This window comes from Streptomyces sp. NPDC025721, from assembly GCF_055558595.1.
Genome location: NZ_JBVHMF010000007.1, coordinates 246479 through 260188 on the forward strand (window position 1 = coordinate 246479; position 13710 = coordinate 260188).

The 13710-nt window shown below is 71.4% G+C and carries 12 protein-coding genes; 1 reads left to right on the forward strand and 11 read right to left on the reverse strand.

The genetic code is table 11. The annotated features are described in order from the left end of the window. Positions 1–91: 91 nt before the first annotated feature. The 4 genes from ACZ4EF_RS13560 to ACZ4EF_RS13575 form a co-directional block, all read right to left on the reverse strand. Positions 92–2455: a glycoside hydrolase family 65 protein gene (locus ACZ4EF_RS13560; RefSeq protein WP_366823738.1), complete on the reverse strand. Its 2364-nt coding sequence runs from the start codon at positions 2453–2455 to the stop codon at positions 92–94. Next, positions 2452–3195, reverse strand: coding sequence for an HAD family hydrolase (locus tag ACZ4EF_RS13565; RefSeq protein WP_401722214.1), 744 nt, complete (start codon positions 3193–3195; stop codon positions 2452–2454). The genes ACZ4EF_RS13560 and ACZ4EF_RS13565 overlap by 4 nt, the downstream gene beginning before the upstream one ends. A 178-nt stretch (positions 3196–3373) precedes the next feature. Then, complete coding sequence (locus ACZ4EF_RS13570) at positions 3374–4030, reverse strand: SAM-dependent methyltransferase (RefSeq protein ID WP_467348596.1); 657 nt, start codon at positions 4028–4030, stop codon at positions 3374–3376. A 185-nt stretch (positions 4031–4215) separates the two neighbouring features. Continuing rightward, complete coding sequence (locus ACZ4EF_RS13575) at positions 4216–5253, reverse strand: NAD(P)/FAD-dependent oxidoreductase (protein WP_467504403.1); 1038 nt, start codon at positions 5251–5253, stop codon at positions 4216–4218. A gap of 132 nt (positions 5254–5385) precedes the next feature. Between ACZ4EF_RS13575 and ACZ4EF_RS13580 the strand changes: the two genes are divergently transcribed. Further along, positions 5386–6366, forward strand: a complete 981-nt coding sequence (locus tag ACZ4EF_RS13580; RefSeq protein WP_467504405.1) for an aldo/keto reductase — start codon at positions 5386–5388, stop codon at positions 6364–6366. A 70-nt stretch (positions 6367–6436) separates the two neighbouring features. Here the strand turns inward: ACZ4EF_RS13580 and efeU are convergent, their stop codons facing one another. The 7 genes from efeU to ACZ4EF_RS13615 form a co-directional block, all read right to left on the reverse strand. After that, entirely contained in the window at positions 6437–7294 is an 858-nt protein-coding gene (gene efeU / locus ACZ4EF_RS13585) for an iron uptake transporter permease EfeU (protein ID WP_355349232.1), read from the reverse strand. Between the two features lie 55 nt (positions 7295–7349). Next, positions 7350–8756 carry an iron uptake transporter deferrochelatase/peroxidase subunit gene (gene efeB / locus ACZ4EF_RS13590; protein WP_401853678.1) on the reverse strand — a complete coding sequence of 469 codons (1407 nt, stop codon included), beginning with the start codon at positions 8754–8756 and terminating at the stop codon, positions 7350–7352. A 120-nt stretch (positions 8757–8876) separates the two neighbouring features. Beyond that, positions 8877–10019 (reverse strand): iron uptake system protein EfeO, encoded by a 1143-nt coding sequence (gene efeO / locus ACZ4EF_RS13595; protein WP_467504408.1) that lies wholly within the window; start codon positions 10017–10019, stop codon positions 8877–8879. Positions 10020–10243: 224 nt separating this feature from the next. Continuing rightward, positions 10244–10777, reverse strand: a complete 534-nt coding sequence (locus ACZ4EF_RS13600) for a GNAT family N-acetyltransferase (RefSeq protein WP_355349224.1) — start codon at positions 10775–10777, stop codon at positions 10244–10246. Between the two features lie 76 nt (positions 10778–10853). Further along, positions 10854–11843 (reverse strand): zinc-dependent alcohol dehydrogenase family protein, encoded by a 990-nt coding sequence (locus ACZ4EF_RS13605; protein WP_188284600.1) that lies wholly within the window; start codon positions 11841–11843, stop codon positions 10854–10856. Further along, entirely contained in the window at positions 11840–12718 is an 879-nt protein-coding gene (locus ACZ4EF_RS13610; protein WP_391049820.1) for a carbohydrate ABC transporter permease, read from the reverse strand. The genes ACZ4EF_RS13605 and ACZ4EF_RS13610 overlap by 4 nt, the downstream gene beginning before the upstream one ends. Next, entirely contained in the window at positions 12718–13683 is a 966-nt protein-coding gene (locus ACZ4EF_RS13615) for a carbohydrate ABC transporter permease (RefSeq protein ID WP_355349217.1), read from the reverse strand. The genes ACZ4EF_RS13610 and ACZ4EF_RS13615 overlap by 1 nt, the downstream gene beginning before the upstream one ends. Positions 13684–13710: the final 27 nt, after the last annotated feature.

Genomic DNA, 13710 nt, shown 5'->3' on the forward strand with positions numbered 1-13710 from the left:
TCCCCCCCCCTTGTCTCCAAAAAGACAGACTCGGGGGTGTCTCTCCCCCCCCCCCCCCCCCCCCCCCCCCCACCGCGTTCCCCGGACGGCCCTAGCCGGGCCGCTGATTGCGGCGGCGCGGCGCCCGGCCCGGGGGCTGCGAGGGCTGCGGGCGGTGCTCGATCTCCGGCAGGTCGCGGCTGACCGGGTGCTCCGCGGTCAGCATGAAGGACTTCTCGTAGTGCAGGACCTCGATCGGCTCGCCCTCCGCGAGGGTGTACGTGGCCTTGCTCCTGGTGACCTCGACGTGCAGCCGGCGCCCGCGGAAGGCCAGCCGGAAGGCGATCCGGCTGAGCGCGTCGGGCAGCCGGGGCGCGAAGCGGATCGGGTCGCCGTCGAAGAGCCGCATCCCGCCGAGCCCCGACACCAGCGCCGTCCACGTACCGGCGAGCGCCGCGATGTGCAGGCCGTCGCGCGAGTTGTTCTCCAGGTCGCCGAGGTCGATCAGCGCCGACTCGCCGAGGTAGTCGTAGGCCAGTTGGAGATGGCCGACCTCGGCGGCGATGATCGACTGGCAGTACGCCGACAGCGAGGAGTCGCGGACGGTCAGCGGCTCGTAGTACGCGAAGTTCCGTACCTTCTGGGCGTGTTCGAAGGCGTCTCCGCGCAGGAACATCGCCAGCACCAGGTCGGCCTGCTTGACCACCTGCTTGCGGTACAGGTCGAAGTAGGCGTAGTTGAGCAGCAGCGGATAGTGCGCCGGATCGGTCTCGGCGAAGTTCCACACCTGGTGCCGGGTGAAGCCCTTGGACTGCTCGTGGACCCCCAGCTCCTCGTTGTACGGCAGGGACATCGCCGCCGCCGCGTCCCGCCAGGCCGCCGTCTCCTCGTCGGTGACGCCCAACTCGGCGGCCCGGCGCGGATGGCGCTCGGCGGCGTCCGCCGCCGCGACGAGATTCGCCTGCGCCATCAGGTTGGTGTACGCGTTGTCGTCGCTGATCGCGCTGTACTCGTCGGGCCCGGTCACGCCGTCGATGTGGAAGGCCCCCGCGTGGTCGTGATGACCCAGGGACCGCCACAACCTGGCGGTTTCCGCGAGGAGTTCGAGGCCGATGTTCTCCTCGAAGTCCCGGTCGCCGGTGGTCGTCACATAGCGCACCACCGCGTCGGCGATGTCGGCGTTGATGTGGAAGGCCGCCGTGCCCGCGGGCCAGTACCCCGACGCCTCGGCGCCGTTGATCGTCCGCCACGGGAACGCGGCACCGGCCAGGCCCAGTTGATGGGCGCGCTCCTGGGCCGCAGGCAGCGTGTTGTGGCGCCAGCGCAGCACCTCCGAGGTCGCGCGCGGCGCGGTGAAGGTCAGCACCGGCAGCACGGCCGTCTCGGCGTCCCAGAAGGTGTGACCGTCGTAGCCGGAGCCGGTCAAGCCCTTGGCGGGGATCGCCCGTTCCTCGGCCCGCGCACCGGCCTGCAGCACGTGGAAGAGCCCGAAGCGCACCGCCTGCTGGATCTCGGTGTCGCCGTCGACCTCCACGTCCGCCCGGTCCCAGAAGTCGTCCAGGTAGGCGCGCTGCTGCTCCAGCAGGCCGTCCCACCCGGTGTCGCGGGCGCCGACCAGCGCCGCGTCCGCCTGGTCGCGCAGCGCGGGCAGCGACCGGGTCGCCGACCAGCCGTACGCGACGAATTTCTCCAGCCGCAGCCGCTGTCCGGACTCCAGTACGGAGGTGATGGTGAGCCTGCTGACGTCGTCGTCGGACTCCGAGGAGACCTTCGTGGTCGCCTCGGGGCCGTCCACGCGGTGATCGGCGGCGGCGGCCAGCCGCAGTCCGCTGCGGGCCGTGGAGTGCACCAGCCGGAGCCGGGTGCCGGACGCGAAGTTCTCCTCCGGCACCAGCGGGTTCTCCAGCGCGGCGGCCCGCCGCGGGTCGCCCTCGCTGCGCGGCACCTCCTCGTTGGCCACCAGTTCCGACTGCACGACCACCCGCAGGCTGCCGTCCAGCGGCTCCACCTCGTACGCGACGGCGGCCACCGCGCGCTGCGTGAAGGACACCATGCGCGTCGAACGCACCCGCACCGCGCGGCCCGCGGGGGAGACCCACTCGCACACCCGGCGCAACACCCCGGCCCGCAGGTCCAGTTCACGCTCGTGCGAACGGATCGTGCCGTACCGCAGGTCGAACGGCTCGTCGTCCACCAGCAGCCGGATGATCTTGCCGTTGGTGACGTTGATGACGGTCTGCCCGGACTCCGGGTCGCCGTAGGCCGCTTCGGCGTACGGCAGCGGGTGCGTCTCGTGCAGCCCGTTGAGGTACGAGCCGGGCAGGCCGTTCGGCTCGCCCTCGTCGAGGTTGCCGCGCCAGCCGATGTGCCCGTTGGAGACGGCGAAGACGGACTCGCTCTGCGGCAGCACGTCCAGATTCAGTTCGGACTCGCGCAGGCTCCAGGGGGCGACCTCATAGGCGGGGTCGGTGATCACGCGGTCACTCCGATCAGGTCGGCGAGGTCCTTCACGACGGTGTCGGCGCCGTGCTCGCGCAGCGCGTCGGTCTGTCCGACCCGGTCCACGCCGACGACGAAGCCGAAGTGCCCGGAGCGGCCCGCGTCCATGCCGACCAGCGCGTCCTCGAAGACCGCCGCGCGGGCGGCGTCGAAGCCCAGTTCCTCGGCCGCGGCCAGGAAGGTGTCCGGGTGCGGCTTGCCCGGCAGATGCCGCTCCTTGGCGACAACACCGTCCACCCGTACGTCCAGCAGGTGCTCGATGCCCGCGGAGACCAGCACGTCACGGCAGTTGGCGCTGGACGACACCACCGCCGTGCGCAGGCCCGCCGCCCGTACCGCCTCCAGATAGCGCACCGAGCCGGGGTAGGGGCGTACGCCCTCGGTGCGGATCTTCTCCAGCACGACGTCGTTCTTGCGGTTGCCGAGGCCGTTGACGGTCTGCCGGTCCGGTGGGTCGCCGTCCTCGCCCTCGGGCAGTTCGATGCCGCGGGCCCGGAGGAAGGTGCGCACGCCGTCGGCGCGCGGACGTCCGTCCACGTACGCGTCGTAGTCCGCCTTCGCGTCGAAGGGGCGGAAACCCTCGCCGTCCCTGTCCCGCAGGAAGTCGTCGAAGGTCTCCTTCCACGCGGCCGCGTGCACCAGCGCGGTCGGCGTCAGCACGCCGTCCAGGTCGAAGAGGCACGCTCGTACGCCATGGGGCAGTCCGATCTCCGTCATGCCGCACAGGTTCCCACTGATACCCGACACCATGCCGACCAGGGGGTGAAGACCCCCCGTGTCGCCGAACGCCGGGCGAGCGGGAGGCGCGAGGTCCGCGACCCCGCCCGCGTCGCGCGTGTCGTGCGCCGGGTCCGGGTGCCGGGTCCGGGTGCCGCCCGGCGTGTCGTGCGCCGGGTCAGCCGGACACGGGGAGCCTGCGGACCTTCACGGCGTTGTCGGTACGCGTGGTCGGGCGCCCGTCGGGGTCGTTCTGGATCCGCTCGTGCTCCGCGCAGAGCAGCACCTCCCACGCGCCGTCCGGCAGTTCGAGGCAGGCCAGCACCTCCTGCGGCGAGGGCAGATGCACCTCGGGGTGCGGGTTCTTCTCCCAGGCGGGGAAGCCCGAGTGGCCGACGACGAGCAGGACGCCGCCGGGCGCGACGGCCGCCGCCGCTGTCCGCAGGATCTCCTCGCGCGGCATCTCGCCCGGGGTGTGCAGGAATTGGGCCGAGACGAGGTCGAACGCGCCCTCGGGGAAGGACACGCCGAGGTCGTGCCGCTGCCAGTCGATCCGGTCGCCGACGCCCGCCTCCTCGGCGTGCCGCGCCGCGCGGTCGAGCGCGACCCCCGAGATGTCGGTGGCGGTGACCCGCCAGCCCTGCCGGGCGAGCCAGATCGCGTCGCCGCCCTCGCCGGAGCCCAGGTCGAGCGCCCGGCCGGGTGGCAGCCCGGCCACCTCGCGGACCAGGACCGTATTGGGATCGCCGCTCCAGATCCGCTCGCTCCCGGAGTAGCGGGCGTTCCAGAACTCCTCGCCCTGGAGCTCCTCGGTCGCCGGAGTGTTGTCGGTCATCGGCCTGTCCTTGCCCTTCGTGAGTCTTGTGATCTTCGTGGAGCGCGCCCGCACGGGCGTGTCGCCGTCGTCCGCGCGGTGGTGTCGGCGCGCCGTTCCCGTACGGGTCGGTGCCGTCCTCGTACCGCTGGGAGCCGTCCTCGTACCGCTCGGTGCCGTCCCCGTACCGCTGGGAGCCGCGCGCCCTACGCGGTCGGCGCGGCGCCCGCCGAAGCGCGGCGCGCGGCCACCGCGGCCAGCGTCTCCTGCTCGGTCAGATCCGCGTTGATCGCCGCGGCGGCCCTGACACCCGCCGTGGCGCCGCCGATGAGGATCTCGACAGGTGAGGCCACATTGCCCGCGACCCAGACGCCCGGCACAGCGGTGGCGCCGGTCGGATCGGCCTCGACCCGGGTGCCGATCGGCACCCCGCCGATCTCCTGCTCGACCGTGGCCAGACCGAGGTCCGCCAGCAGATCCGTCCTGGCGTCCAGGCGGGTGGACACCACCAGCGCCTGGCAGGGGATCACCCGGCCACCGGCCAGTGTCATACCGGTGAGCCGGTCGTCGGTCACCTCCACGGCGGCCACCTCGCCCTCGACCACGGCGATCCCGCGGGCGGCCAGCCGCTCGTACTGCTCGTCGTCCGGCTCGGGCGCGGTGTGCACGAAGAGGGTGACGTCCTGGCTCCACTGCCGCCACATCAGCGCCTGGTGCACCGCCAGCGGGCCGGTGCCCAGCACGCCGATCGCCTGGCCGCTCACCTCCCAGCCGTGGCAGTACGGGCAGTGCAGCACCTCGCGCCCCCACCGCCCGGCCAGCCCCCGCACCTCGGGCAGCCCGTCCACTAGGCCGGTCGCCAGCAGCAGCCGCTCGGCGCGCACCGCTGAGCCGTCGTCCAGCCCGACACGGAAGCCGCCGCCGTCGAGCCGCGCGGCCGAGACGGCCCGGCCCTCGGCGGTCTCACCGCCGTAGCGGGCGACCTCCTCCCGGCCGGTGGCCAGCAGCTCCGCGGGCGTCGCGCCCTCGCGGCCCAGGTAGTTGTGGATGCCGTCGGCGGGCGCGTTGCGCGGCTCGCCCGCGTCGATCACCAGCACCGAGCGGCGCGCCCGGCCCAGCGTCAGGGCCGCGCTCAGCCCGGCCGCCCCGCCGCCGACCACCACGACGTCGAAGCGCCGCTCCCCGGCCGCCTCCGTACGCGCCGCCGCCTGCCCGTTTCCGTTCCCGCTCACCTTGTCGGTCATGGTGACCACCTCCGAGCACGGAGCATCGGACACCTGACGTGCGGGCGGCAAACATTGTTGCCGGAACAGCAATATTGATCCGGGTCGGCCGGGGTACCCGTGGACAAGGGGACCACGACGCGAGGAGACGGCATGGAGTACACCCGGCTGGGCACGACGGGCCTGAAGGTGTCACGGATCGCCCTGGGGATGATGAGCTACGGCGACCCGGCCAACCGGGCGTGGATGCTCGACGAGGAAGCGTCCGAGCCTCTGGTGCGGCGGGCCGTCGAGGGCGGTGTGACGTTCTTCGACACCGCCGACATGTACTCGCTCGGCCGCAGCGAGGAGATCACCGGACGGCTGCTGAGCAAGCTCTTCGCCCACCGCGACGACTACGTGCTCGCCACCAAGGTCTGCCTGCCGATGGGACCGGGCCCCAACGACGGAGGGCTGTCCCGCAAGCACATCCTGGCGGGCGTCGACGCCTCACTGCGCCGGCTCGGCACCGACTACGTGGACCTCTACCAGATCCACCGCTGGGACTACGAGACCCCCATCGAGGAGACGATGGAGGCGCTCGCCGACGTCGTCCGCTCGGGCAAGGCCCGCTACATCGGCGCGTCCAGCATGTTCGCGTACCAGTTCGCCACCGCCCAGTACACGGCGAAGGCGGCGGGACAGCCGCGCTTCGTGTCGATGCAGAACCACTACAACCTCGTCTACCGCGAGGAGGAGCGGGAGATGATCCCGCTCTGCCGGGAGCAGGGCGTCGGCGCCATCCCCTGGAGCCCGCTGGCCCGCGGCCTGCTCGCCGGATCACGCGGCAGGGACGGCGAGCGCAGGACCGTACGCTCCGGCAGCGACGCCTACGCCGACGAGCTCTACACCGAGGCCGACTTCGACGTGGTCGACGCCGTCCGCTCCGTCGCGGACGAACGCGGCGTGCCCATGGCCCGGATCGCGCTCGCCTGGCTGCTCAGCCGACCGGCCGTGACCGCCCCCATCGTCGGCGCAACCAAGCTCGCCCACGTGGACGACGCCGTCGGCGCGGTCGAGGTGACCCTCACCGACGACGAGATCGCCCGTCTCGAAGCGCCTTACGTCCCGCACACGATCCGCGGCCACCGGTGACGTCCGTCGGCCGTGCGCGGGCCACGGCCACGGGACCGCACGCGGTCCCGGAGCGGGCCGGTGCCTGAGGTCAGCGCGCGGTCTCCGGCTGCGACGGCTCGGGGGAGACCCGCGCGGCCGGGGCGGGGCGACCGCCGGAGCGGCGGAAGAAGAAGTACAGCGTGGGCACGAGGTAGACGCCCCAGGCGCAGACCTGGAGCACCGTCGGGTCCGGCTGGAAGTTGAAGACGCCCTTGAGCAGGGTGCCGTACCAGCTGTCCGGCGGGATCGTGGAGCTGATGTCGAAGGCCAGGCTGTTCAGGCCGCCGATCCAGCCCGCCTCCTGGAGGTCGTGCAGACCGTACGCGAGCACACCGGCCGCGACCACGACCAGCATGGCACCGGTCCAGGTGAAGAACTTCGCCAGATTGATCCGCACCGCGCCCCGGTAGAACAGCCAGCCCAGGATCACGGCGGTGACCAGACCGAGCATCGCGCCGATCAGCGGACGGACGCCGTCGTCGCTCGACTGCACGGCCGTCCACACGAACAGCGCCGTCTCCAGGCCCTCGCGGCCGACGGACAGGAAGGCCGTGACGACCAGCGCGGTCGTGCCCATCGCGAGCGCGGCGTCCAGCTTGCCGTGCAGCTCGGCCTTCAGATGCCGCGCGGTGCGGCGCATCCAGAACACCATCCAGGTGACCAGCGCGACCGCGATGATGGACAGCGAACCGCCCAGCGCCTCCTGGGCCTTGAAGGTCAGCTCCGACGAACCGAACTGGAGCAGCGCGCCGAAGCCGAAGCTCAGCAGCACGGCGGCGCCGATGCCGGTCCAGACCGGCGGCAGGCTCTCGCGCCGCTCCGACTTGACCAGGTAGGCGATCAGGATGCAGACGATCAGGCTGGCTTCCAGGCCCTCTCGCAGGCCGATCAGATAGTTGGCGAACACGGCGGTACTCCAGGGGCCGGGACGGGTGGGACGCTGGTCGGGGGGAGGGGCGGGGTCAGCCGAGCAGGGACTGCCCCCACCATTCGCCGGATTTCCGGACGCCGGGCGGGCAGGCGAAGTGCGCGGAACCGACGTGCTGGATGTACTCGTTGAGCGCGTCGCTCGCGGCGAGCCGCCGCTGCAACGGGACGAACGCCTTACGGGTGTCGCGCTGGTACGCGAGGAAGAACAGCCCCGCGTCCAGCCGCCCCAGACCGTCCGAGCCGTCGGTGAAGGAGAAGCCGCGGCGCAGGATCATCTGCCCGGCGTTGCTGTCCGGATGGGCCAGGCGTACATGCGCGTCCTTCGGCATCAGCCCGAGGTCGGGCGTGTCGCGCTCGCGCTGCTTGCCGTACGGCGCGCCCTCGCCCTTGGTGCGGCCGAACACGTCCTCCTGCGCCTGGAGGCCCTCGCGGTCCCAGGTCTCGATGTGCATACGAATCCGGCGCGCGACCAGGTACGAGCCGCCGGTCATCCAGTCGGGACCGTCCCCCGGCCCCGCCCACACATGGCCGTCCAGCGTCGATGTGTCGGTGCCCGACACATTGTGCGTGCCGTCCTTGAAGCCCATCAGATTGCGCGGCGTCTGCGCGTCCGGCGTCGTCGAGGACGTCTTGCCGAAGCCGAGCTGCGACCAGCGCACCGACACCTTGCCCATGCCGATCCTGGCGAGATTGCGGATCGCGTGCACCGCGACCTGCGGATCGTCCGCGCACGCCTGGACGCACAGGTCGCCGCCGCTGCGGGCCGGGTCGAGATTGTCGCCGGGGAAGTGCGGCAGGTCGATCAGCGCCGCAGGGCGCCGGGCACGCAGACCGAACCGGTCGGTGCGCGTGCCGTCCTCGGCGACCTGCTCGAACAGACTCGGGCCGAAGCCGACCGTGAGGGTCAGCCGGGAGGCGGGCAGGCCCAGCGCCTCACCGGTGTCGTCCGGCGGCGCCTCGGCCGGCCCGTCCACCGCGCCCGTGCCGACCTCGCGTCCCGCCGTCATCGCGGCGGCGGCGCTCGTCCACTCCTTGAGCAGCGCGGCCAGCTCAGCCTTGTCGTCGGTGAGGACGTCGAACGCCGCGAAGTGCAGCCGGTCCTGGACGGGGGTGGCGATGCCCGCCTGGTGCTCACCGTAGAAGGGGACGGAGCCGTCGGAGGACGCGGAGCCGCCGTTCGTACCGCTGGTCACCGCCGCCGCGACCGAGCCGCCGCCCGCCGCGCCGAGGGCGAGTCCGGCACCGGCCCAGCCCATGACCGCGCGGCGGCTGAGCGCCCGGTGGGTACGGTCGTCCGCGGATGTGTCGGTGTTCGTGCTCGTGTCGGTATCCGTGCTCGTGTCCGCGGTCGTGCCCTGTGGGGCGGTCGAGGCGGGCTCGGCGCCCTCGGGGTCTGCGGGGGTGGACTCGGTGCCGCCGGTACCGGCTGCTTCGTCCATGAACGGTGGCCCTTCTATCGGTTCTGCGTCGTGCGTACCGCAGCCGTGACCCTCCCTGTGCGGGAGTGCCACGGCTCGGTGAGCTGCGGTTTCGGCGCCCGGGCAGCCGGGCGCCGAGGGTTACTTGGCGGGTGCGACAGCCGCGGCGAGCTTGGACAGCGGCTCGGCGAGCGAGTTGACCGCGTCGGAGAACGCCTTGCGCTCCTTCTCGGTGACCTTGTCGTACGAGACGAAGCCGTCGCCCTGCCGGTACTTGTCCAGCAGCGTCTGGATGTCGGCGAATTCGGTGTCCAGGGTCTTGGACAGCGCCGGGTCCTTCTCGGCGGCGACCGGCTTCAGCAGCTCGTACGCCTTGCGGGCGCCCGCCACGTTCGCGTCGAAGTCCGACAGGTCGGTGTGGCTGTAGCGGTCCTCCTCACCGGTGACCTTGCCGGTGGCGACCTCGTCCAGCAGCTCCTTGGCGCCGTTGGCCATGCTGGTCGGTGTGATGTCGGCGGTGCCGACCCGCTTCTGCCAGTCCTTGAGGTCGGCCACCAGCGCGTCGGCGAGGGTGCTGTCCTCGGGGGTCAGCTTGCCGTCGGCCCACAGCGCCTTCTCCAGCCGGTGCCAGCCGGTCCACTTCTGGCCTTCCTCCAGACCGTCCTCGCGGGTGTCGGTCTTCGGGTCGATGTCACCGAAGCTCTCGGCGACCGGCTCGGTGCGCTCCCAGCCGACCCGCGACGGGGCGAAGGCGGCCTTGGCCGCGGCCACGTCACCGGCCTTGATCGCGTCGGCGAACTTCTGCACCAGCGGGATCGTCAGGTCGGCCTGCTCCTGCGCGTACTTGCGGTACGAGGCGACGGCCTCGTCGAGCCGCGGGTCACCGGGCTTGGGCGCGTTGGCGCCGGTCACGGTGATCTTCTGCCGGATGCCGTCGCCCTTCATGCCCGGCTTGCAGGCCACCTCGTACGTGCCCGCCTTGATCTGCGCGGTGATGGTGGCGCTGGTGCCGGGGCCGATGTTCTCCCGCTCGGTGACGATGCGGTCGCCCGGCGCGTAGACGTAGACCTCGGTGACCTTGGAGCCCTTGTTGTGCACGTCCAGGCTGACGGAACCGGCGGGGAACTCCGTGCGCGAGACCTTGCAGGAGCTGTCGGCCGCGTCCACCCGTATCGCGCCGTCGGACGAGGCGTCGTTCTTCTTCGCGCAGCCGGTGACGGCGGCCGTGCCGAGGACGACCAGGGAGAGCAGGGCGACAGCGGAGGCTCTGGGCACGGCAGGCATGGGTCAACAACTCCACGGGCGGGAAAGGGGCGAAGACGACGACGGGTGCGCAGGCAGGGAAAAACACACGGTTTGCCTTAGGCAAGGCAAACCTTAGTGAAAAGCCTGTGACGTGTCCATGTGATCAGCGTCGCTCCCCGACAGGCCGGCGGACCGACTGACCGACCGGCGGGTCGACCTGGCAGACGGGCCGGCCGACCGATCCGGGCCCGGTCCTCCGCGGCTCAGGCCCGGTATTCGGTCAGGTCGATCGCGTGCACCCGCACCGGGCGGCCGGACACCGGGTGGGTCGTCGTGCGGTCCGGGACCATGCCGAGCTTGCGCATCACGTTCTCGGAGGCGTCGTTGCCGAGCTGCGCGATGCTGATCACGCGGTCGAGGCCGCGGTCCTGGAGGGCGAACTCCAAGGTGGCGTGAGCGGCCTCCGACGCGTAACCCTGCCCCCAGAACTGGCGGCCGAGCCGCCAGCCGATCTCCACCGCGGGCAGTACCTCGGGCAGGAACGTGGGCACGGACAGCCCCGTGAACCCGGCCAGTTCGCCCGAGGCGAGGAGTTCGACGGCGAAGAGGCCGAAGCCCTCGTCGTCCCACTCCTCCTCCCACCGCTCGATGGACTCCGCGGTCTGCTCCAGGTCGCGGGGCAGCCCGTCGCCGATGTAGCGCATGACCTCCGGGTCGGCGTTGATCTCGGCCATCGGCGCGATGTCGTCCTCGCGCCAGCGGCGCAGGACCAGGCGGGGCGTGCGGATCTCGGTCATGGCCCCATCCTGTCGAAGTCCGCGGCCGGGTCACAATCGGCTTCCCCGGCGGACACGGCCGCGGCGCCCGCAGGGCTCAGGGCACCACCTGGATCTTCCGGCCCTTGCCGGCCTTGAACCGCTCGAGCGCCGACGCGTAGTCGACCAGCGGCAGCCGGTCGCTGATGAAGACCTCCGGGTCGAGCACCCCGCCCGCGAACAGCTCGGCGGCCCGCTCGTAGCTGTGCAGGACGGCCATCGAGCCGGTGATCGTGATCTCCTGGTTGTAGATGCGGTACGGCTCGATCGTCGCGCGCGCGGCGTAGTCGGCCACGCCGAACTGGAGGAAGGTGCCGCCCTTGCCGACCCGGTCCAGCGCGTCCTGGATGGCCTGCGCGTTGCCGGTCGCGTCGATCACGACGTCCCAGCCGCGCGGGCGGGCGATCTCGTCCGCGTTGGTCGCCACCTGCGAGCAGCCGAGCGCCGTGGCCGTGGTCAGCCGCTCCTCGTTGATGTCGACGACGTCGACGGTCGCGGCGCCGGTCCGCTTGGCCAGCTCCAGCATCATCAGGCCCATGGTGCCGGAGCCGTAGATCAGTACGTGGCTGGCCAGTTGGCTGCGCAGGATGTCGTAGCCGCGTACGGCACAGGACAGCGGTTCGATCAGCGCCGCGTCCACCGTCCGTATGTGCTCGGGGAGTTTGACGCAGTTGGCGACCGGCGCGACGGCGAATTCGGCGGCGCCGCCGGGGACGGTCACGCCGATCGCGGCCCACCGCTCGCACAGATTGCTCCGCCCGATCCGGCAGTAGTGGCACTCGTGGCAGTACAGCGACGGGTCGACCGCCACCTGGTCGCCCACGGCCAGCTCGCGGACCTCGGAGCCCACGGCGACGATCTCACCGGCGAACTCGTGCCCCGGCACGATCGGCAGAGTCGGGGCGAACTCGCCCTGGAGGATGTGCAGATCGGTGCCGCACAGACCGCAGGCCGCGACCTGGACCACGACGTCCCGGGGGCCGGGCGCCGGGTCGTCGACGGTCTCGATGCCGACGACACCGGGGGAGCTGATGACGGCTGCTTTCACTTGACGGCTCCAAGAGAGAGGCCCTGGACGAGCTTGTCCTGGGCGGCGAATCCGGCGGCCAGTACCGGCAGGGATATACAGACGGCGGCGGCGCACACCTTGGCGAGGAACAGGCCCTGGCTGGTGACGAATCCGGTGAGGAACACCGGCGCGGTACCGGCCACCACACCGGTCAGCACCCGCGCGAAGAGCAGTTCGTTCCAACTGAAGATGAACGAGATCAGCGCGGTCGCGGCGATCCCCGGGGTGACGACCGGGGCGATGATCCGTACCAGGATGGTCGGCAGGCCCGCGCCGTCGATCGAGGCGGCCTCCAGGATCTCCACCGGGACCTCGGCCAGGAACGAGCGCATCATCCACACCGCGATCGGCAGATTCATCGAGGTGTAGAGCAGGATCAGCAGCCAGATGTTGTCCAGCAGACCGGCGTTCTTCGCGATCAGATAGACCGGCAGCAGGCCCGCGACGGCGGGCAGCATCTTGGTCGACAGGAAGAAGAACATCACGTCGGTCCACTTGCGCACCGGCTTGATCGACAGCGCGTAGGCGGCGGGGAAGGACAGCACCAGTACGAGGGCGGTGGAAACCGCCGCCGCTGTCAGGGAGTTGACCAGCGGCGGCCACGGGCTGACGCCGGTGCCGGAGCCGAAGAACTCCCGGTAGCCGTGGAGCGTCAGCGACGCCCCGAGCTTCGGCGGGTTGGTCGCCGCGTCCTGCTCGCTGTGGAAGGAGGTGAGCACCATCCACGCGAAGGGCAGGAAGAAGACGATCCCGCACAGCCAGGCCAGCAGGCCGAGCAGTGAGCGGTTGCGCCGCTCCTTGCGGGCGGCGGGTGCCGTACGGCGGCGGGCGGTGGTCACGGAGACGGTAGCCATCACCGGGTCTCCTCTCGGAACAGCGACGAGACGGTGCGCAGCGCGAAGGTGGCCACGATGATCGACAGGATGACCACGATGACGCCCGCGGCGGACGCCTGCCCGTAGTCGTGCGCCTGGTAGAAGGTCGTGTAGACGGTGTAGGGGAGGTTGGCGGTGCCGAGACCGCCGGAGGTGATGGTGAACACGGCGTCGAAGTTCTGCACCACGTACACCGACCCGAGCAGGGCCGCCAGTTCGAGATAGCGGCGCAGGTAGGGGAAGGTCAGATAGCGGAAGATCTGCCAGGTGCCCGCGCCGTCCACCCGCGCCGCCTCGGCGATGTCCATCGGCCGGCTCTGGAGCCCGGCGAGCAGGATCAGCATCATGAACGGCGTCCACTGCCACACCAGCGACGCCTCGACGGCCAGCAGCGGGTGGGTGGACAGCCAGTCCGGCTGCGGCGCGTTGTCGCTGCCGAACAGCTTCCACAGCCAGTTGAGCGAGCCGTTGATCAGGCCGTACGACGCGTTGTACAGCGCGTGCTTCCACAGCAGCGCGGACGCCACCGGTACCACCAGGAACGGCGTGATGAGCATGGTGCGCACGATGCCCCGGCCGAGGAACTTCCGGTCGAGCAGCAGCGCGAGGCCGAGGCCGAGCAGCAGGCTGACGAGGACCACGGAGACGGTCAGCACGACCGTGGTGGTCAGGGCGTGGCGCAGTTGCGGGTCGGTGAACTCTTCCTTGTAGTTCTGGAGGCCGGCGAAGCCGCGGTCACCGGGGTCGAGGGCGTTCCACCGCATGAACGAGATCACCAGGGTGCCGACGAACGGCAGTTGGGTGACCACGATCATGAAGACCAGGGCCGGCAGCAGCGGGGCCCGCCGGACCCAGGCGCCGGGGGACCGGCGCGCGGCGGGCGGCGCAGGCTCTTGCTCGGTCTGCGGCGCGCGGATGCGTCTGGTGAGGGATGGGGTGCTCATGGTGTCAGTCGTCTCTCTCCGCTTCGC

What these genes read in the sequence shown, in the direction of transcription:
- ACZ4EF_RS13565 (WP_401722214.1), bottom strand. Translation starts at nt 3,195, where the DNA reads ATGACGGAGATCGGACTGCCCCATGGCGTACGAGCGTGCCTCTTCGAC.
- ACZ4EF_RS13570 (WP_467348596.1), bottom strand. Translation starts at nt 4,030, where the DNA reads ATGACCGACAACACTCCGGCGACCGAGGAGCTCCAGGGCGAGGAGTTC.
- ACZ4EF_RS13575 (WP_467504403.1), bottom strand. Translation starts at nt 5,253, where the DNA reads ATGACCGACAAGGTGAGCGGGAACGGAAACGGGCAGGCGGCGGCGCGT.
- ACZ4EF_RS13580 (WP_467504405.1), top strand. Translation starts at nt 5,386, where the DNA reads ATGGAGTACACCCGGCTGGGCACGACGGGCCTGAAGGTGTCACGGATC.
- efeB (WP_401853678.1), bottom strand. Translation starts at nt 8,756, where the DNA reads ATGGACGAAGCAGCCGGTACCGGCGGCACCGAGTCCACCCCCGCAGAC.
- efeO (WP_467504408.1), bottom strand. Translation starts at nt 10,019, where the DNA reads ATGCCTGCCGTGCCCAGAGCCTCCGCTGTCGCCCTGCTCTCCCTGGTC.
- ACZ4EF_RS13600 (WP_355349224.1), bottom strand. Translation starts at nt 10,777, where the DNA reads ATGACCGAGATCCGCACGCCCCGCCTGGTCCTGCGCCGCTGGCGCGAG.
- ACZ4EF_RS13610 (WP_391049820.1), bottom strand. Translation starts at nt 12,718, where the DNA reads ATGGCTACCGTCTCCGTGACCACCGCCCGCCGCCGTACGGCACCCGCC.
- ACZ4EF_RS13615 (WP_355349217.1), bottom strand. Translation starts at nt 13,683, where the DNA reads ATGAGCACCCCATCCCTCACCAGACGCATCCGCGCGCCGCAGACCGAG.